Consider the following 19,837-nt stretch of genomic DNA (forward strand, 5'->3'; position numbering starts at 1 on the left):
CAGTTTGGTATCGGTCAAGAAGCTAAGTCGGTAAATCTGCTAAGTATTGGCATACTAGAAACGTGACCAAACCGTTGATTCTGCTATTCGTAGGCATTGGTATCAGTGTACTTTTAGGGGTGCTAGTGGTAGCGGTAATGGTTCGTACCCGCCGCCCCGGTGGGGGTTACCGCAATTGGATTCGCCAGTCAGCCGATTCTTGGCAAGAAAACGGTCATCGTGCCCCCAAAGATCAGCTTGGTAAGCGGGTACGTCTTAATGCGTTGCTACAAGAGGCTACTCCTGCCGATTCTGCTAATCCCCTAAAGGAAATGGAAACCCTGCGTAACGCAGCCGGACAGATATGGGGACAGGAAGTAGAACACTTCGAAGCGCCGCAGGCAGATAAAGATAGCGAAAAAGTCGAAAATAGTGCTGATAGTGCAGATAGCTTAGAGGAATCTACAGATTTACTGCCCGGTCAGCTGCCTCCCGCTTTTACTCCCCGTGAGCGTCGCCGTCCTCCTGCGGCTGCCCGCCTTCAGGTAGTAAAAGAGCCCGAGGACGCAACCAGCTATGTTCCTCAGGTTAAAGCCCTTAGCGAGCCGGAAAATGAACAAGCACCGGACACCGAGGCAGCTTTTGAGGTAGATAAGGTTTCTTGGCAGCCGCTAAAAGCAGAAGAAACTAGCTTTGAGGACTCAAAATAACATTTGGTTTTCGCCCTCGATGATGGCGATATGACCTGAGAGCCCCAATAGGTGACAATAGGAAGCATGGATTTTCTTTTTTCTCCTCTTGGGATTGCGGTAATAGTTCTGGTTTTGGCGCTTGTGGGAACGGGCGCTACCGTCGCGGTACGTTCGGCGAAAGCGAAAAAACAACTAGAGCCTTCTAAAGCAAAGCAACTGGAAGCCGGGGGCGAAGAAGCGGGTGAAAAGGAAGAATCACCCGCCGCCAGTTCTCAGGAACTCAAACCCTTAGACCAGTCTAAAGAGGGTGAAAGTGGCGCTAAACAGGCAGCGAAAGCTACGCCAGAACCCTTGGCGACCACTCCAGAGGCAGAGGAAGAAACCGCGGCAAGTGAAGAAACTGGCGAAATTTTTGAGTCAGAGGCTCCGGTCAGTAGCGAGGAGCTTCCAGACGCTCAGGCAAACCTGGAAACCCCCGAACCCGCCCAAGGACGAATGCAGCGGCTGCGCTCGCGCCTAGCCAAATCCGGTTCTTTCGGAAAAATGCTGCTCGGGGTACTTGGGCGCGGAGACCTGAGTGCCGCCGATTGGGAAGAAATAGAAGATACCCTGCTAATGGCAGATTTAGGGATTGCCGCTACCGATGAACTGATGGAAGAGCTGCGTACCCAGGCGAAAGTGCTGGGAACTTCCGATCCGGAGAGAATCCGGGAGATTCTGCGCGCAAAACTGATTGAACTGGTAAACCCGGATCTAGATCGCAACCTAAATCTAGAGCAGACCGATGGGACAAAGCCGGGGATCGTCCTCGCCGTGGGAGTAAATGGCACCGGGAAAACCACTACCGTGGGCAAGATTGCCCGTATTTTGGTGGCAGAAAACAAGTCAGTCGTGCTGGGAGCGGCCGATACTTTCCGGGCGGCCGCTGCTGACCAGCTAGAGACTTGGGGAAACCGGGTTGGGGTGGAAGTGGTACGTTCCGATAAAGAGGGCGCTGACCCCGCCTCCGTAGCCTTTGATGCGGTTAAATACGGAAAAGAAAAAGGCCTGGATGTGGTGTTGGTTGATACCGCTGGGCGCTTGCAAAATAAAGCCGGTTTGATGGACGAACTAGGTAAGGTCAAACGGGTTATCGAAAAGAGTGCCCCCGTGACTGAAACCCTGCTAGTCCTAGATGCCACTACCGGGCAAAACGGGATGCAACAGGCGAAAGTGTTCTCCGAAGTGGTAAACATTAGCGGAATTGTGCTGACAAAACTCGATGGAACCGCTCGGGGCGGAATTGTAGTTAGCGTACAACGGGAACTGAACGTGCCAGTTAAACTGGTAGGACTAGGGGAAGGTCCAGATGATTTGGCACCTTTCGTACCCGAAGATTTCGTAGATGCTCTCCTAAAGTAGACTAGACGGCGAAACTATTTCCAGGAGGAAACCACTTTGTTCAATAGCCTGTCCGATCGCCTAGCTGATTCCTTCAAGCGCCTACGCTCAAAAGGGCTGCTCACGGAAGCAGATGTAGATGCTACCGTCTCTGAAATCCGGCGCGCCCTCTTAGAAGCTGACGTGGCGCTGCCAGTGGTACGCCAGTTCACTAAAGCGGTGCGGCAAAAAGCCTATGGGGCAGCGCGTTCAAAAGCGCTCAATCCTGGACAGCAAGTAGTCCAAATTGTCCATGACGAACTGGTAGGGGTGCTCGGGGGGCAAACACGCGAACTTAGCTATGCCCGGCGCGGTCCTACCGTATTCATGTTGGCAGGTCTGCAAGGTGCTGGTAAAACCACTTTGGCTGGGAAACTGGGCAAATGGCTGCGCGAAGAAGAGGGTAAACGCGTCCTCCTCGCAGCCTGTGACCTTCAGCGTCCCGGTGCGGTTACCCAGCTGAGTATCGTGGCGGAAAAGGCTGGAGTCGATATTCACGCTCCCGAATCCGGGGACGGACAGGGTAATCCGGTCGAAGTTGCCCGTTCCGGTTTGAACCGGGCAATCACCGAAGGCTATGACGTAATCATTGTCGATACCGCCGGTCGCCTCGGTATTGATGAGGAAATGATGCGCCAAGCGCGCGATATTCGCGACGCCGTTAATCCGAACGAAATTCTGTTTGTCCTGGACGCAATGGTAGGTCAGGACGCAGTACAAACCTCGATTGCTTTCCGTGACGGGGTGGGTTTCACCGGGGTAGTGCTCTCTAAACTTGATGGTGACGCTCGCGGCGGGGCGGCGCTATCGGTACGGGGAGTAACCGGGCAACCGATTCTATTTGCCTCCACCGGGGAAAACCTGGGTGATTTTGAACGTTTCCATGCCGAGAGAATGGCCGGACGTATCCTCGATATGGGCGATATGCTCACCCTAATCGAGCAAGCCCAAAAAGCCTATGACCAAAAAGAAGCCGAGGCGCTGGCGCGCAAGATGCAAAAAGGCCAGTTCACCCTCGCCGACTTTATGGCACAGCTCCAGCAGCTGCGAAAAATGGGGTCGATGAAGAAACTGATGAAGATGCTACCGGGCATGAATCAGTTTCGCGACCAGTTAGATGCGTTTGATGAAAAAAGTATCGACCGGATTGAAGCCATCGTAAACTCCATGACCCCGGCAGAACGGGATGATCTATCCTTACTTAACGGTTCACGGCGCGCCCGGATTGCGCGCGGTTCCGGAACCAGCGTTAGCGAGGTAAATGGTCTTGTCGAGCGGTTTACCCAGGCTGCAAAAATGATGAAACGTATGTCTAATGGTGGGGGACTTCCCGGAATGCCGGCAATCCCCGGAATGCCGGGCGGACGCGGAGGAGCTACCAAGAAACAGCGAAAGAGCGGCAAAAAGAATCGCCGCAAGTTTGGTAATCCCGCGAAACAAAAACAGTGGGAGGCGCAGCAAACCGTTAAGGACGAACCATCAGCGCCTACTGCCGGTAGCGCCTTTGGTCTGGGTGCTTCCCAGCCAGCTTCCCCTGCCCCCACCTTGGATGATTTGCCCGATGATTTGAAACGGATGCTAGGACAGCGATGAAGTTGCTGAGCGGTAATTTTTATTACCGTGAGGAAGCTAAGCGGGTTCCCCGCTGGGTGCGGGGTCAATTAACGATTACTGAGGACGGACGTTTCGGGGGGTTTAGAGAAGATAACAGTGCCGGTGGTGACTATTTTCTACCCGGATTTTGCGATGTGCATTGTCATATCGGGTTCGCGGCGGTGGGGGAGGTATCTACCCCCTCTCAGGCATTAGTGCAGGCCGTGGCAGATCGGGACTGCGGAATTTTAGCCATTCGTGACTGCGGAAACCTGGAATACGCCCCTGGGATTTTAGGGAATCCTAAGCTTCCTCCAATTATTCACTGCGGACGCCATATCGCCCGTCCCAAACGCTATCTGCGTCTGCTGCCGCTAGAGGTTGAAACCCTAAGTGATTTACCGCAGGTGATGGCCGCCCAAGCGCAGCAAAGTGACGGCTGGGTAAAAATTGTGGCCGACTGGATTGACCGCTCAAATGGAGCGGAATCGGACTTAGATCCCCTGTGGCCAACCGAGATTTTGAAAGAGGGGATTGCGGCTGCCCATCAGGTGGGAGCGCGGGTAACGGCACACGCATTTTCCCATAAAGCGATTGCGGGATTGCTGGAAGCGGGGATTGACTGTATCGAACATGGCAGTGGAATCGATAGTGTCCAGGCACAAGAGTGCGCCCGCCGCGGGATTCCCGTCACCCCAACTTTGCTGCAGGTGGAATTGTTTAACCAGTTCGCAGCCCAGGCGGGCAAGAAATATCCGGTATATGCGGCGACGATGCAGAAAATGTGGGAGCAGCGGCGCGAACACTTTGCGATGCTCCATCAAAGCGGAGTGCAATTGCTGCCCGGTACCGATTCTGGCGGGTATCAATCACATGGGGACTTGGGGCGGGAACTGACGTTGTGGGAACGCGGCGGTATCGAGACCTGCGAGATTATTGATTTGGCTACCTGGCGAGCCCGCGACTATCTAGGGATTGGGGCTCTAGAGCCGGGAGCGCGCGCCGACTACCTGCGCTATTCCTCAGACCCGACTGGTGAGGCGGCACGGGCAACTAAACCCGAAAAAGTGGCGTTACTCGGGCAAGAGTTTTCTCCGGCAGCTGCGGTTAGCTAGGACTAATAACCTAAAAAGGGTAATAATGGAAGGTATGAGCACGTCGGAAAGCAGCCTCGATTACGCGCTAATGATTGTAGCGGGAGAGGTTGCACAGCAGGTAGGGGTATATTTACGTAGCGTTTTTCGCGCCCCCTTGGAAATTTTTCTGAAAGCGGGAATCCACGATCCGGTAACTATCCATGACCGTTACGTTGAAGCCAGGCTGCAATACCTGCTGGGAAGCTCGGTTCCGTCCTCTAGAATCTTGGGAGAGGAAACCGGAGAGCACGTCCTCACCACAGATATAATAAAGGCTGCTGGGGCGCTTTCCTTACAGCAAATACAAGATGCCTATCTAGAAAAATCTGGGCGCGAGCTAACCGCGGCGGTGGCAGTTAGCGACTTTTCCTGGCAGCTAGCAGCCGCAAAAGCCCGAGAAACTTCTCCGCAAATCGGGGAAGTATCAAAAGCGAAAGCAATCATAAAAGATTTAGGTCAGCGGGTTAGATGGATAGTTGATCCCATAGATGGAACCGCCAACTTCGCCTCCGGAGTCTCTTACTTCAATACTTCCATCGGAGTGGAACTAGACGGAAAAATGGTGGCGGGAGTCATCTATGCTCCCTATACCCGCGAACTCTTCACCGCCGATGCTAAAGAAGCGGTTCTCTATGAAGGGAAAACTGCGCGCCCGATGTGTGCCGCGGGGGCCAAGGTGGAAAGTAAAGGAATACTTACTGGTTATTTCCCGTTTCGCGATAAGAATCCGCGGCGAGCGGAAAAATCTTGGGAACTGGCTGCCTCGCTGGCTAACGCCTATGCCACCGTTCATTCGCCCGGAGCTGCGGCGCTAGATTTAGCGCAGGTGGCAGCCGGGCACACTGCCGTGGCTTTCGGAACCACTATGCGCCCCTGGGATGTGGCAGCCGGAATTCATATGGTGAGGGTCGCGGGTGGAAACGTTAAAACCTTTGAGACTTCGCAAAATCGCAACGAACCAGAGTATCTGCGAGGAGCCTTTGTTGCCAGTGCCTGCGGTCTTAATCCGGTTACCGCGCACGCGGTGGTTGAGCAGTTTATATCCTGTCAATAGCTATTTTCATTTCTTCCCGGCTATTTTTATAAGGACGATAGGGGAAACCGGAAGAAAAACAGTTTCAGATAATAGCGGCGATACTCAAAAGGTGTGAAACTGCTCAAAGAAGCCAAATGGGAGTCTTATAAAGTAGAAACCAGGTAACAAAATCTGGCACAATGGCTACTTGTACCGGGCCAAGACACCCCCCTCTCTGTGTGGAGGCCTTGTCTTAAGTGCTTGATTCGGGTCGTATCCCACCGGCTAGAGCGGGCACTAAACAGTCAATAGAACAGGAGAAACCACAAAAGTGGCAGTTCGTATTCGTTTAAAGCGTGTTGGTAAGATTCACTACCCGGTTTACCGAATCGTAGTGGTAGACAGCCGGAAGAAACGTGACGGCCGGGTAATCGAAGAGGTTGGACAGTACAACCCCAACGAAGAACCGTCTTTCATTCAAGTAAAATCTGATCGGATTCAGTACTGGCTAGGCGTAGGGGCACAGCCCTCGGACGCGGTTCGCCGGATGCTAGTACTATCAGGTGATATTGCTCGGTTCAACGGTAAAGAAAACGTTGAAAACCGGATTAAGACCAAAGAAAATCTCACCGCCGAACAGGCGCGTGAAAAGAACGTGAAAGCCGCCGCCGACGAGGCGCAAAAGCGTAAGGCAAAGGTCAGCGCTGAAAAAGCTGAAGCTGCTGCCGAAGAAGCCAAGGCTGATGAAGCGGTGGAAGAAGCTGCTCCCGAGAGTGAGGAAGCCTAAAAATGTTGGCGGATGCACTAGAACATCTAGTTAGTGGAATCGTTGATCACCCCGATGATGTGCGGGTGGACGAGCGCAATATGCGGCGCGGTAAGCTGCTAGAGGTGCGGGTAAATCCGCAGGATTTAGGGCGAGTAATCGGTCGCGGAGGGCGCACCGCTCGGGCTTTGCGAAAAGTTATGGGAGCGCTTTCTACTCATGGACCGATTCGGGTTGATGTAGTAGATACCGATCGGCGTTCACGCCGTTAGAGTTGGTTTTCTAGATAGCGAGCCCCATGAAATTTCATGGGGCTCGCGTCATTTATAGGCAGGGAAGATAACTATGGATTTAGTGAAAGTCGGGCAGGTAGGACCAGCTCGCGGGCTTAAAGGGGAAGTGCTGGTACGTCCTTTCACTGATTACCCTGAAGAACGTTTTAGGCAAGGAGCACAGCTGGTTACCGAGGACGAGCAAACCTGGGAAGTTAGCTCCTACCGGGAAATAAAAGGGCGCTGCTGCCTAACTTTTTCCCACATAAATAATCGTGACGATGCGGAAGCTGTAAGGGGAATAAAACTTTACGCACCAGCTAGTTCGCGTGAGGGGGAGTATTCTCCCGAACAACTAACCGGTTTACGAGTAGAAACCCCTTCGGGAGAAGAACTAGGAAAATGCGTGGGGGTAGCAATCGGAGGATTTCAAGACCGCCTACAAGTAGAGACTGCCAGTGCTAACCCAGTAGAAGTTCCGCTAGTTAAAGCCCTAGTGCCCACGATTGACTTAGATAAAGGGATAATCACCGTAGATGCACCGGAAGGGCTGTTTTAACAGTTTAGTAGAGGAATCGTAATGCGGATAGATATTATTTCGATTTTCCCCCAGTTCTTTGATTGCCTAGACGTTTCCCTAATGGGTAAAGCACGTGATAGCGGGATTTTACAAACCCATATCTGGGACTTGAGAGACCAGAGTGAAGATGCACACCGAACCGTAGACCGCGCCCCCGCAGGCGGGGGCGCGGGGATGGTAATGAAACCCGATATTTGGGGAAAAGCCATCGATCAGGTAATCGGCGAATCTGGTGCGAATAAAAAGGTGCTGGCGATTCCTACCCCTTCCGGGATTCCGCTCACCCAAGCTCGGGTGCGCGAACTGGCGGAAAATACCGACCATTTGGTGATAGCTTGCGGACGCTATGAAGGCATTGACCAACGAGTTAGCCAGTACTATCAGCAATTACCCGGTGTGGAAGTGCTACCTTTTTCCCTGGGAGACTATGTGCTTAACGGTGGGGAAGTAGCGGCAGTTGCCTTGGTAGAAGCCACCTGTCGGCTGTTAGAAGGTTTCGTAGGAAACCCCCAATCACTGCTTGAAGAATCCTATGAACTGTCTGGTCTGCTGGAATATCCCGCATACACCAAACCGCAATCTTGGCGGGGTCTAGAAATCCCGCCGGTACTGCTAAGTGGAAATCACGAAAAGATAAAAGCCTGGAGGCGTGAGCAATCCCTGATACTCACCGCTACGCGCCGTCCTGATCTTATCGAGAAAATAAATCCGGACGTCCTCAATAAAACCGATAGGGAAATACTGGCAGCTCACGGGTTTTTGCCTGCCCCCTTTAAGCGTAAAGTTCGTTTTCGGTTGGCAAGGGTGGGTGAGGAAGCTACCTGCTCTGCTCTGGCATCGCGCCTGTTTCCACAAGCTTGCCCGCCTTATTTACCGCCGGATGCTATAGAGTGCTTCATTGCCGAGAACTTATCCGAGCAAGTTTTCAAAAACTATCTTAAAGACCCCGGAATCCAGATTGTTTTGGCAGAAATAGACGCATACGAAACCGCCGAAGCCCAAAATAAACTGCCCCAATGGCAACCCGTAGGATACACCCTGATAAAAGCCGGAAGTCCCGGATATCTACCGCCAGAAGAAAACCTGGTAAAGGCAACGGGAGAAAACTGTGCCTACCTATCAAAATGTTATGTTGAACCGCAGTGGTACGGTTCGGGATTATCGGGAGCAATGCTGGAAGTATCCCACTTTACGCTACAAAAACGCTACCCCCATATCGTCAAGATTGGCTTAGGTACCAATCTAGGTAACCGCAGGGCAAGGAAGTTTTATCGCCGTCACGGCTACCGGAAATGTGGGCAGCGCATCTTTATGGTGGCCGATATTGAAAACCAAGATTTAGTAGCGGTTAGGGATTTCACAACCTGTCAGATTCCGTCCTGGGCTAAAAACGTGGCACAATAGGCAAGGTTGCCAAAGTAGGCTGCGTAACCTGCCGTAGGGGGTCGCAAATGCCGCTTGGTGATGCTAGATTCGCCGTTAAATACGGCCTGACAGCTGACGTTACCTGCGGAACGAAAGCAAATGAGGAAACAACATTGAATATTATTGACGAGATTAACCAAGACTCTCAGCGCTCCGACCTACCAGAATTTCGCGCCGGAGACACCGTAAAAGTAAACGTACGGGTTACCGAGGGCGGAAATAGCCGTATCCAGGTATTCCAGGGCGTAGTTATTGCTCGCCGCGGCACAAATCAGCCAAACGCCACCTTTACGGTTCGCAAAGTTAGCTTCGGGGTAGGGGTAGAACGTACTTTCCCGGTAAACTCGCCGACTATCGAATCTATCCAGGTAGTAACCCGTGGTGATGTGCGTCGCGCTAAACTGTACTACCTGCGTGAACGTCATGGTAAAGCGGCTCGTATTAAAGAACGCCGCGATTTCTAACAAAGCTAATTCTTAATCGGCTCTGCCAGCTGGCAGAGCCGATTAACTATATCTGTGGCATGATGGACTTGTTGGTTCATGGCGGGAGTTAAGGAATGAGACAAACTCGAGCCGAAAGTGGCTTAGGGGCAAAAGAAACAAGCAACACCCCTAAAACAGGCGGTCGTCGCGCACGCAAAACCCCTCCTAAATGGTGGCTGGTGATTCGCGAAACCCTAATGATGGTGGTGGTAGCTTTAGCTATCTCCGCAATCATAAAAGCCTTCCTGCTTCAGGCATTCCAGATTCCGTCCTCCTCCATGGAACAAACCCTGCAAATCAATGACCGAATAATCGTCTCCAAACTGGTACCCAACTACCGACAGCTAAATCGTGGAGACGTAATCGTTTTTCAAGACGATGACAACTGGTTAAAGCGGGACGCCAATACTCCCAGCCCCTCCATTATCGGTAAAATGATGATTTGGATGGGGCTACGCCCCGATGATTCCCAAAATCACCTGGTAAAAAGGGTAATCGGATTGCCCGGCGACCGGGTGCAATGCTGTGACACGAACGGACGTCTAAAAGTAAACGGCGTATCAGTAGACGAGAGCGGATATATCAATCCCGGCAATGCGCCCTCGTTAATAAAATTTGATGTTACCGTACCTGCCGGAAAGCTCTGGGTAATGGGTGATAACCGCTCCAACTCTGAGGATTCACGTTTTCACATGAAAGAGCCCTCGAACGGGTTCGTATCAGTAAAACAGGTTACCGGTAGAGCTTTCGCGATTATGTGGCCTATAAATCGCATCTCTACCATAAAAAACACTGACGCTTTCGCCGCGGTTCCCCCCGCGCCCTAAAATGGCTACCGTTCCCACCCGCGACCTGGAACTATCCCTACTAGAGCGTGCGCGCGCCCTTTTTAAGCCCTTAACTGCTAACCCTACTAGCACCCAAGAAACAGAAAACCTCGCTCCCACCCGAATCTGTATAGCCGGTATAGATGAAGTAGGAAGAGGCGCGATTGCCGGGCCGCTCGCCGTAGGGATAGCGGTAATTGACGGAGGCGAGGGCGAGCCCCCCGCCGGTTTAACCGACTCGAAACAGCTCACCGCCAAGCGGCGTGAAGCCATGTTTGAAGAGTTAGCTGCCTGGCCGGCAGCCTGGGCGGTGGGTACTGCCACCGCGACAGAGATTGATAAAGAGGGTCTAACCCCGGCATTGCGCCTAGCTGCCTTTCGTGCCCTAGATGCCCTAGCAAAAAGCGGATATAATCCGCAGATAGTACTGCTTGACGGCAGTTTTGATTATCTTACGCCCCCCTCAGATTTGTTTTCCGCTACCGATTCGGGATTCCCGTCCTTGCCAATAGCAGATTCCTGCCCGCCCAGAACCTCACCAAAAGTAACCACTTTGGTGAAAGGGGACGCAAAATCGGTTGTTATTGCGGCTGCTTCCGTGCTGGCAAAGGTTAGTAGAGATAGACTAATGAGCGACCTTGCCGATCCGGGGTATGGGTGGGCAAAAAATAAAGGATACGCGTCGGCTCAGCATATGGCGGCTATTTCCCAGCTGGGGCTAGATTCATATCATCGTCTCAGCTGGACTTTGCAGGGGGTATCGTCTGCAACAGTGGCGCAAGCGTGGAATAATCGCCGCGAAAGACCAGCGCAGTCTCCGCAAGTTTTCAGCACGCAGAAGGGATAACAGTGGGCATTGAAGATTTAGAGGCGTATGAGAATCATCAGGAACTTGCCCTGTTTCGCGAATATCGTGACGTAGTTTCCATCTTCAAATATGTGGTGGAAACCGATAGGCGATTCTATCTAGCTAACGAGGTAGATGTGCAAATGCACAATAACGGCGGAGATGTATTCTTTGAAGTAACTTTGCAAGATGCCTGGGTGTGGGATGTTTATCGCCCCTCTCGCTTCGTTAATCGAGTAAAGGTTTACTCCTTCAAGGACATAAACGTCGAGAAGTTACCGGAATCGGAAATTACCCTGTAAGCGGGTCTTGGTTACTGGTTTGCCTAACGACTAACCGGCTTGCCTGTTACCATAGAGAGAAGTGTTAGGCATTTAACAGTGGTTTATATGCAGAAAGGCTGGCAGTGTCCAAGATAAATACGGTAGCGCCGGACTGGTCCGGAATAGCTTTCCATAATGATTCTTTTGTCGATGTTTCCAGTGAGGACTATCGCGATAAATGGGCAGTCATGTTCTTTTATCCCGCAGATTTTTCCTATGTATGCCCCACCGAGTTAGAGGATTTAGCCGACAATTACGCCCAGCTACAGCGGATGGGAGTTGAGGTTTATTCGGTTTCTACCGATAAACATCATTCTCATAAAGCCTGGCATGACAGCTCTAAGCGAATTCAAAAGATTTCTTATCCCATGGTTGCCGACCCTACTGGCAAGATTTCGCGCGCCTTTGAAGCCCTAGATGAAGAATCCGGGTGTGCCTATCGCTGTACTTTCCTGATTGATCCCAGTGGCATTATCCAATATGTCGAGACCACTTCAGATGCAGTCGGACGCAGCGCTGGGGAACTGCTGCGAAAAGTGCGGGCAGCGCAGTATATTTACGATCATCCCGACGAGGTCTGCCCCGCAAATTGGGATTTAGGAGAGAGCACCATTACTCCCACTTTTGATTTGTCAGGGAAGCTATAGAAATGCTAGACGAGAAGATTCTGGAACAGGTAAAACAGGTTATCGGGTTGATTAAATACCCGGTTGAACTAGCTACTTCACTGGACTACAGCGAACAATCTAAGCAAACCTCCGAAATCTTGCACCAGATTGCGGGATTATCGGATTTGATTCAGGTCAAATGGGAAGAGAACGAGCGCAAACCATCCTTTGTGATTCGCCGGGTTGATTCCGATATTAGCGTGCGTTTTGCGGGGGTTCCTTCCGGAACCGAGTTCAACAGTTTCGTCCTCGCATTGTTACAGGTAGGTGGGCATCCGGTTAAAGCAGATGAGGATATTATTGCCGCAATCAAACAGATAGATGAACCCGCCGAGTACACCACCTATGTTTCACTTTCCTGCATGAACTGTCCGGACGTAGTCCAGGCTCTTAACGCCATTTCGATAATCAATCCTGTGGTTAAACACACGGTGGTTGATGGCGGAACTTTCGGAGAGGAATTCGACCACCTACATTTGCAATCCGTACCTACGGTAGTAAAAGACGGGGAAGTCTTTTTACAGGGCAGATCCACTTTGGAACAGGTAGTTACCAAAATCGTGCGGGGAATGACCGGGCTGCGCTTAAAACGCTTGAACGCCCTTGAGCCCTTTGACGTGCTGGTAATCGGGGGCGGACCTGCCGGAGTAGCCGCTGCTGTGTATGCCGCCCGCAAACAGCTACGAGTAGGTATCGTGGCCGACCGTATCGGAGGACAGGTTTTAGAGGGCGGGCAAATCGAAAACCTGATTACCTTAGAGCGCGTAAAACCGGAAGAACTAACCGCGACTTTTGAAGCTAATCTACGCGATTACCCGATTGATCAGATTGGGGGGATTCGCGTAGAAAATATAGGTTCGCGCACGCCCGAGGGCATGATTCCTTTGATGACCGAGGGCGGAGCCCGGCTGCAGGCTAGAACAGTAGTGATTTGTGTAGGCTCTAGTTTCAAGCACCTGGATATTCCCGGTGAAGAAACCTACCTGAACCGGGGGGTTTCATTCTGTCCGCACTGTGATGGTCCCCTATTTACTGATCGTAAAATCGCGGTCATGGGGGGAGGTAACTCGGCGATTGAAGCCGCTATAGACCTGGCCGGTATTGCTCGTGAAGTTACCGTAATTGATATAGCAGACAGTCTAAAAGCCGATAAAGTCCTAGTAGAGCGGCTAAAGGCGCTAGCTAATACCCGCGTTATTCAGTGCGCCAATGCCACTAGAGTTTTAGGCGATGGGCATCGAGTTACCGGTCTAGAATACAAAGACGCTGATGGTCAAGGGCAGATGCTAGAGCTAGACGGCATATTTGTACAGATTGGCTCTACTCCTAACACTGATTGGCTAACCGGAAAACTAGAAATGGAAGACGGCTATATATCGGTGGACAATACTGGCGCTACCTCTATTCCAGGAGTATTTGCGGCAGGCGACTGCACCAATGTTCCCCATAAGCAAATAGTGATTGCCCTCGGGGCGGGAGCTAACGCAGCGCTGGGAGCCTTTGAATACCTGATTCGCAACCCCAAGGACGCCTAGTAGCCTTTTACCGCTGTCCCTATGGGGAGCAGCGGAATTAGCGCGCCCTATTTCACCGGTTCTTGTTTTAATAACTACCGGTACTAGCAGTTTTAATTTAGGGGGTAAATAGCTACGCCCCGCTTGTCCCCAAGGGCAGATAACCCCCGCCTTTCCTTACCTAAGGATAATAAAATTTAGTTTTTCCTAGGTATTCGCCACCCTTAAACCATGAAAACTAAGAACCGCGCCATAGGGGCTGCCGGGGAAGAACTGGCAGCTAGAATGCTTCGCGACTGCGGGTATCAAATCTTAGAACGTAACTGGCGATGCCGCTTCGGGGAACTCGACATTATCTGCCACGACCCCAAATCTTCTCGGTTAGTGTTCGCGGAAGTAAAAACCAGGACTAGCCTCCACTACGGGGGAGCCAAACAGGCAATAGGGCGAGAAAAATATCGCCGCCTGCGAAAACTCGCCAGTATTTGGCTTTTAGAGCACCCAGAAATCAAGGCAAATGGGGGAGTGCGTCTTGATTTGGTAGCAATTGATGCCAGCAGCGGGAAAACACCAGTAATTACTCACTGCCGAGGAATCTGATAATGGCACAAATCGGAACTTGCTTTGCCTTAGGTATGGTGGGGCTAAAAGGTCACCTCATCAAAGTAGAAGCGCACCACACTCAAGGATTACCCGCATTTGCGCTGGTAGGATTACCAGATGCTTCGCTGCGCGAATCTCGCTCGCGAGTAGAAGCTGCGATAGCCTCTACCGGACTACGCTGGGAACCAACCCGGCTAACCGTTAATCTTTCTCCCGCCGAACTGCCAAAAACCGGATCGGGATTCGACCTGCCGATTGCCCTGGCAGTGGTAGCTTCGAGAGTCGCAACGGTACAAAAACAGTGTGAGGGGATGGTTTTTTGCGGAGAACTAGGGTTAGATGGGCGGATATACCGAGTACGAGGAATCTTGCCCCTAGTGCTCGCGGCGCGGCGCGCCGGATTCAAAAAAGTGATGGTAGCCACCGAAGCAGTCCCGGAAGCCTCCCTCATCGAGGGAATCGAAATAGTGGGAGTCTCACACCTGGTAGAAGCGCTTCATTATCTGGGAATGCGGAAAATGAAAGAGCATGTAGAGCAACTAAAAAAGCTGAAAAATACGGTTGCCCCCAGCTCCGTACCAGTTATGCCCGCATCTGAACCCCCCGACCTCCAAGAAGTGAAGGGAGCTTTCTTAGCGCGCAAAGCCCTAGAAATAGCGGCTGCCGGGGGACATCATCTGAGCCTTATCGGGGTTCCCGGAGCTGGCAAAACCATGTTAGCCAGCTGTTTGCCAGGGATTTTACCTCCCCTAGCTGATGAAGAAGCCCTAGAAGTTACTTCCATTCATTCCCTCGCCGGGACTTTCACGCCCTCGCAAGGATTAATCCGCCGTCCTCCTTTTATCGCACCCCACCACAGTGCCACCCTCCCGGCATTAATCGGGGGAGGGAGTGGGATAGCCACCCCCGGAGCAATATCTTTAGCCCATCGGGGCGTCCTATTTCTTGATGAAGCCCCCGAGTTTCAAACCCGCAGCCTAGATGCGCTCCGCCAACCGTTAGAAACCTCAAAAATAACCGTACATCGCTCGCGGGCAGTCACCAGTTATCCGGCGGCTTTCCAGCTAGTGATTGCGGCTAATCCCTGTCCTTGTGGAATGTGGGGTCAGCCGGAGGGAGAATGTAAATGCACCCCCTATCAGCGGGTGCGTTATTTAGCTCGTTTATCCGGGCCGTTGATGGATCGCATCGATCTGCAATGCCAAGTGGGGCGACCTAAAATCGCAGATTTAACTGCTACGGATACTCCTGAAAGTAGCAGCACCGTTAGGGAGCGAGTGTTGCAAGCACGAGAACGTTCCCGTAAGCGCTGGAAAGATCAGCTCATAGCGCTTAATGCGCGAATTCCCAGTCGGATTTTGAAATTTGCGTTAGATTCCGCAACTAAAGATCGTCTCAATCATTTGGTTGGTTCGGGGCGGATTTCTATGCGAGGAGCTGACCGGATTTGCCGAGTTGCTTGGACAATAGCGGACTTAAACGGCAGGGATAAACCTATTGGCGAAGATTTTGGTCTTGCTTATTCGCTTCGCACCTCTAACGGTACTTATTAGGAGATAGCTATGGAAGATAATCGACAATACCGGCTGGCCTGTGCCAGTTGGTCAATGATAACCGAGGCCGGTGACTATGCAGCTGACCTGTTACTTAGGGAACTTGGTCCGGTTGAAGCATTGAAGATTGCGCGGCGCGCCTGTAAAGACTCGTCCCAACGTTGGCACAGTTATTTGCCGGTGGAGCTGCTTCGGCGCGTAGGGGTAGACAAATGGAACCAAGCGTTTTCAAAGTGGCAGGCGCGTCTAAAGGTACTTGACTTGTTGGCGCTGGAAAAAATGTTAGCTAGAGGACGTTTTCAGCTGCTTACGCGGCGTGATAGTAACTGGCCGGTTGGCTTTCAGAATGTCGAGAACGCCCCCTGGGCGCTGTGGGCGATAGGTGATACTACGGTGCTTAATTCCCTGGCAGACAAGGCGGTGGCAATGGTGGGGGCACGTGCCGTGAGCGCCCTGGGAAACGACGTTGCAACCGAACTGGCTTTCCGATGTGCCAGCGAAGGCATAGTTTTAGTTTCTGGAGGGGCATACGGGGTAGATCGCCTGGTGCATATAGCTTGTCTTAAAGCTGGGACTCCTACAGTTAGTCTGCTAGCCGGAGGTCTTGACCGCCCCTATCCGGCTTCTAACGCAGATTTGTTTAAGCAAATAACCCGTAACGGAGTGTTGCTAAGCCAATATCCACCGGGAGCGCGCCCTACCCGTTGGCGTTTTCTAGACCGCAACCGCCTAATCGCATCTTTATCCGCAGCGACCATAGTTATTCAAGCGGGGGTGCGTTCGGGAGCCCTCAATACTGCGAATCATGCTATTGAACTGGGCAAACAGGTCGGTGCGGTTCCCGGGCCAGTTAATCAAGCTGAATGGACAGGTTCTAACCGTTTGATTCGGCAAGGGGCTACCCTTATCACCAGTGCCGAAGATGTTTTGGAAATGATTTCGCCGCTAGGGGAGGTAGCCGAATCAGAATATCGGGTAAAAACTGGTTATTTGGATGGTTTAGATGCGCTGACTGCCCGAATCTTGGATGCGACTCCGATAAAAAGTCATGCAGATGTGGAGGCGATTGCTCGCGCCAGCGGGGTTGCACTCAGCGAAGTAGCAGCAGTGATGGGTAACCTGGAAATGGATGGGCGGGTAATCCAAAAAGCCGGGAAATGGAAAAAGACGGGGGTTTAATGATGCGAGCGGCAAAACGCGAGGAAATACTAGAGGATTATCGCTGTTACCTGCAATATGTAAAGTCTTTTTCTCCGGCCTCGATTAAAGCTTATCTCGCGGATTTACGTGGGTGGCTTGATCATTGCGCTATTGAGGACGGGCAATCTATTATTCCGGCCTGTACTTTGGTGGCTGCCCGGAATTGGTTGGCGCATCTGCGTTCATCCGGGCAATCGCCCACTACTATTGCCCGTAAAATCGCTGCTTTGAGAGCTTTTTCTAAATGGGCAAAGCAAAATCAAATGGTAGAAGCCGATTTCGCGAAGCAACTTCGCACCCCCAAAACCGCAAAAAACCTGCCACATATGTTGTCGGTCTCCCAGGCGCAACAATTGCTCAGCTGGTGTGAAAGTCAAGCAGCGAGCGATGCGGTAATGGCGCGCGATTGGGCTATCTTTGAGCTAATTTACGCTACCGGGGCTAGGGTAGGGGAAATATGTTCCCTGGTTTCTGAAGATATTGATTTCGAGGTTCGCACCGTTCGCCTCTGGGGTAAAGGCTCTAAAGAACGAGTAGTGCCGTTCAGTGTGCAAGCTGGCAGGGCGTTATCTTTTTACCTAGATAGGGCGCGTTGTGAGCTACAAAAATCTTCGCTAGCAGACGAGTTGTTCCTGGGTGCTCAGGGGAAAGGCATATCGGAGCGAATTGTGCGTTCACGATTACACCGCGCCTGTACTCTTGCCGGGGTGCCAGATTTAGGTCCGCACGGGCTGCGTCACTCTATGGCTTCCCATATGTTAGAGGGCGGAGCAGATTTGCGAGTAATCCAGGAAATGTTAGGACATTCTGCGCTATCTACTACTCAGCGTTATACCCATGTAGATGCCAATCGGATTATTGGCGCATATCAAAGGGCTTTCCCTCGCGCCTAGCAGCTGCCAAAACGTCCTCTTTAGTCTAAATAGACAGGTTTACCGGTTTTTAATCGGCTGCGCTGCGAGATGAACAGGCTAGTCGCATGGTCGGTTTGTGATTGCAAGCGCCCCCTAAAGCCAGCGCTGGATTTAGGAGGTAGGAAGTAAACGGACAGGTCCTAGGATAAGTAGTAGCGGATTTATATAGTGACGGTCATCGATTTTTGCCCCAAAATGTAACCCTGGATGTCCCGCTTGCAAAATCCCAATCTTTTGACCAGCGCTAACCGGGCTCCCTACGGTTAAATCACTTTTCACCGGGGTGTAGGTAGTGCGAATCAGGGCTGAATGCTTAATCGAGATAGCGGGAGTGCCAGCTATGGTTCCCACAAAAAATACGGTTCCCGCCTGCATACTATAAACCTCGCTGCCGGTCGGAATATCCAAATCAACTCCCCGGTGTCCGCTACCCCAAGGAGAAGATGGCGGGTTAAAAGGACGTAAAACTCTAACCGGATGCCCGCTAGGCCACTGGTGTCGTCCTATTTCCCCCGAAAGCTCTGATAATGCTACTGTTTGCCCAAAGTAGGCGCTGGAGCTATTCTTGGCAGAACTTGGAGGAGAGGCGGTAGTAGCCACTAAGAGCGTTGCTGCCAAAGCCGCAAATAGGGCGGCGAATACGGGACGAGACTTATTCATAACTCCAAGATGTTCTTTGCTAGGTGCTATTGCTGTTTTCCGATAACTAGCTGAGGAAAGCAGGGATTTATCAGCTCTTGGGGACAGCTTCGCCAGCTTAGAGGTTTTCTAAACTTCCAGCAGATACTCCGATAACCTGGCTAAGTGCTGTCGGCGAGCTCCTAACTGTCAGCAGATTAACACTGTTCAATCAGCTATTAGCTTGGGGTATTCTCGTATTTCCCGCTAAGCTAGCTCTTAGCACTTGGCTTGCCAGGTGACTTCGCGTACGACTACCAGCCCAGCTGGGTCGCGCTAGCTTCGGTCCTGTTTTCCGGGCAGCAGCCCTGGGGAAAACTCCTCAGAACTGCTTCTACCAGTAAACAGGTGTTAGCAGACGTCGTGCCAGGAACCGAATAGAAACCGTAAGCGGGGCTTGTAGCCCCAAAATGTGTGCGCCTTAGCGCACTGAAAGGAAGTCATGGCGGTAGTAACCATGTCTGAGCTGCTGAAAAGCGGCGTTCACTTTGGACATCAAACTCGCCGTTGGAATCCCAAGATGAAACCCTTCATCTTGGCTGATCGCAACGGTATTTATGTAATCGATTTGGCGCAATCCCTAGATGGCATTAACCGCGCCTATGATTTTGTGCGCCAGACGGTGCTACGCGGGGGAAATGTCCTGTTCGTAGGCACCAAGAAACAAGCACAAGATTCCATCGCTGAGCAGGCTGAACGGGTAGGGATGCCCTATGTTAATCAGCGCTGGCTAGGCGGTATGCTAACCAACTTTGGGACTGTACACAAGCGCTTACAGCGTCTAAAAGAACTCGAGCAAATCGACTTCGATGATGTAGCCGGTTCTGGACGCACCAAGAAAGAACTATTAATGATGCGCCGCGAGAAAGATAAACTCGCCCGCACCCTGGGGGGTATTCGTGATATGGCACGTATTCCCTCTGCAATCTGGGTAGTAGATACCAACAAGGAACACTTGGCGGTAGCGGAAGCCAGCAAGCTAAACATTCCAGTGGTAGCTATTTTGGACACCAACTGCGATCCCGACGAGGTCGAATTCGGGATTCCCGGCAATGATGACGCTATCCGCTCGGTAGCCTTGCTAACCCGGATTATCGCTGATGCCTGCGCCGATGGACTGATTGCCCGTTCGCAAAAAGCTGCTGGCAAAAAAGATAGCGACGAAGAAGCAGCCCCCTCGGAAGAACCCCTAGCTGATTGGGAACGCGAACTCCTAGAAGGAAATAGCGAGGGCGAAGCTAAAGCAGAAAAAGCCGAAGAGGACGCTAAAGAAGCATCTGCTGACGAGACCAACAAAGATGCAGAAGCTGAAGCAGCTACCGGCGAAACTGAAAAGTCTGAATAGTTC

Annotated in this window: 21 protein-coding genes; 20 read left to right on the forward strand and 1 reads right to left on the reverse strand. The window is 51.8% G+C overall.

Annotation, left to right across the window (positions count from 1 at the left end; translation table 11 throughout):
- Positions 1–62 precede the first annotated feature (62 nt).
- The 19 genes from PG728_RS02005 to PG728_RS02095 all read left to right on the forward strand — a co-directional run bounded on the left by PG728_RS02005 (position 63) and on the right by PG728_RS02095 (position 17,790).
- Positions 63–689, forward strand: a complete 627-nt coding sequence (locus PG728_RS02005; RefSeq protein ID WP_270625483.1) for a hypothetical protein — start codon at positions 63–65, stop codon at positions 687–689.
- 66 nt (positions 690–755) lie between these two features.
- Positions 756–2,072, forward strand: coding sequence for a signal recognition particle-docking protein FtsY (ftsY, locus tag PG728_RS02010; RefSeq protein ID WP_270625485.1), 1,317 nt, complete (start codon positions 756–758; stop codon positions 2,070–2,072).
- 36 nt (positions 2,073–2,108) lie between these two features.
- Positions 2,109–3,683 (forward strand): signal recognition particle protein, encoded by a 1,575-nt coding sequence (gene ffh, locus PG728_RS02015; protein WP_270625486.1) that lies wholly within the window; start codon positions 2,109–2,111, stop codon positions 3,681–3,683.
- The gene (locus PG728_RS02020; protein ID WP_270625487.1) at positions 3,680–4,798 is read left to right on the forward strand and encodes an amidohydrolase family protein; all 1,119 of its coding nucleotides are present in this window, start codon (positions 3,680–3,682) and stop codon (positions 4,796–4,798) included. The genes ffh and PG728_RS02020 overlap by 4 nt, the downstream gene beginning before the upstream one ends.
- 34 nt (positions 4,799–4,832) lie before the next feature.
- Entirely contained in the window at positions 4,833–5,873 is a 1,041-nt protein-coding gene (locus tag PG728_RS02025) for an inositol monophosphatase family protein (RefSeq protein WP_270625488.1), read from the forward strand.
- A gap of 292 nt (positions 5,874–6,165) precedes the next feature.
- Positions 6,166–6,621 (forward strand): 30S ribosomal protein S16, encoded by a 456-nt coding sequence (gene rpsP, locus PG728_RS02030; protein ID WP_072509333.1) that lies wholly within the window; start codon positions 6,166–6,168, stop codon positions 6,619–6,621.
- Between the two features lie 2 nt (positions 6,622–6,623).
- Positions 6,624–6,872 carry an RNA-binding protein gene (locus tag PG728_RS02035; RefSeq protein ID WP_072509334.1) on the forward strand — a complete coding sequence of 83 codons (249 nt, stop codon included), beginning with the start codon at positions 6,624–6,626 and terminating at the stop codon, positions 6,870–6,872.
- A gap of 73 nt (positions 6,873–6,945) precedes the next feature.
- A complete protein-coding gene (rimM, locus tag PG728_RS02040) occupies positions 6,946–7,431 on the forward strand; it encodes a ribosome maturation factor RimM (protein ID WP_270625491.1) in 486 nt (161 codons plus the stop codon).
- 21 nt (positions 7,432–7,452) lie between these two features.
- Entirely contained in the window at positions 7,453–8,856 is a 1,404-nt protein-coding gene (gene trmD / locus PG728_RS02045; protein ID WP_270625493.1) for a tRNA (guanosine(37)-N1)-methyltransferase TrmD, read from the forward strand.
- 134 nt (positions 8,857–8,990) lie between these two features.
- Positions 8,991–9,341 carry a 50S ribosomal protein L19 gene (gene rplS / locus PG728_RS02050; RefSeq protein WP_072509788.1) on the forward strand — a complete coding sequence of 117 codons (351 nt, stop codon included), beginning with the start codon at positions 8,991–8,993 and terminating at the stop codon, positions 9,339–9,341.
- 95 nt (positions 9,342–9,436) lie between these two features.
- On the forward strand, positions 9,437–10,189 hold the full coding sequence (lepB, locus tag PG728_RS02055; protein ID WP_072509337.1) for a signal peptidase I: 753 nt from the start codon (positions 9,437–9,439) through the stop codon (positions 10,187–10,189).
- A 1-nt stretch (position 10,190) separates the two neighbouring features.
- A complete protein-coding gene (locus PG728_RS02060; protein WP_270625495.1) occupies positions 10,191–11,036 on the forward strand; it encodes a ribonuclease HII in 846 nt (281 codons plus the stop codon).
- A 2-nt stretch (positions 11,037–11,038) separates the two neighbouring features.
- Complete coding sequence (locus PG728_RS02065) at positions 11,039–11,338, forward strand: DUF2469 domain-containing protein (protein ID WP_072509339.1); 300 nt, start codon at positions 11,039–11,041, stop codon at positions 11,336–11,338.
- 104 nt (positions 11,339–11,442) lie between these two features.
- The gene (ahpC, locus tag PG728_RS02070) at positions 11,443–12,006 is read left to right on the forward strand and encodes an alkyl hydroperoxide reductase subunit C (protein WP_072509340.1); all 564 of its coding nucleotides are present in this window, start codon (positions 11,443–11,445) and stop codon (positions 12,004–12,006) included.
- Between the two features lie 2 nt (positions 12,007–12,008).
- Positions 12,009–13,562, forward strand: coding sequence for an alkyl hydroperoxide reductase subunit F (ahpF, locus tag PG728_RS02075; protein ID WP_270625496.1), 1,554 nt, complete (start codon positions 12,009–12,011; stop codon positions 13,560–13,562).
- A 210-nt stretch (positions 13,563–13,772) separates the two neighbouring features.
- Entirely contained in the window at positions 13,773–14,141 is a 369-nt protein-coding gene (locus PG728_RS02080; RefSeq protein ID WP_072509342.1) for a YraN family protein, read from the forward strand.
- Between the two features lie 2 nt (positions 14,142–14,143).
- Positions 14,144–15,697 carry a YifB family Mg chelatase-like AAA ATPase gene (locus PG728_RS02085; protein WP_270625498.1) on the forward strand — a complete coding sequence of 518 codons (1,554 nt, stop codon included), beginning with the start codon at positions 14,144–14,146 and terminating at the stop codon, positions 15,695–15,697.
- 9 nt (positions 15,698–15,706) lie between these two features.
- Positions 15,707–16,876 carry a DNA-processing protein DprA gene (dprA, locus tag PG728_RS02090; protein WP_270625500.1) on the forward strand — a complete coding sequence of 390 codons (1,170 nt, stop codon included), beginning with the start codon at positions 15,707–15,709 and terminating at the stop codon, positions 16,874–16,876.
- Positions 16,855–17,790 (forward strand): tyrosine-type recombinase/integrase, encoded by a 936-nt coding sequence (locus tag PG728_RS02095; RefSeq protein ID WP_270625501.1) that lies wholly within the window; start codon positions 16,855–16,857, stop codon positions 17,788–17,790. The genes dprA and PG728_RS02095 overlap by 22 nt, the downstream gene beginning before the upstream one ends.
- Positions 17,791–17,922: 132 nt before the next feature.
- Here PG728_RS02095 and PG728_RS02100 read toward each other — a convergent pair whose 3' ends face one another.
- Positions 17,923–18,471: a M23 family metallopeptidase gene (locus PG728_RS02100; RefSeq protein ID WP_270625503.1), complete on the reverse strand. Its 549-nt coding sequence runs from the start codon at positions 18,469–18,471 to the stop codon at positions 17,923–17,925.
- Positions 18,472–18,931: 460 nt separating this feature from the next.
- Between PG728_RS02100 and rpsB the strand changes: the two genes are divergently transcribed.
- Positions 18,932–19,834 carry a 30S ribosomal protein S2 gene (gene rpsB / locus PG728_RS02105; RefSeq protein WP_270625504.1) on the forward strand — a complete coding sequence of 301 codons (903 nt, stop codon included), beginning with the start codon at positions 18,932–18,934 and terminating at the stop codon, positions 19,832–19,834.
- Positions 19,835–19,837 lie beyond the last annotated feature (3 nt).

The organism is Varibaculum timonense (assembly GCF_027694345.1).
Taxonomy (GTDB): domain Bacteria; phylum Actinomycetota; class Actinomycetes; order Actinomycetales; family Actinomycetaceae; genus Varibaculum; species Varibaculum timonense_A.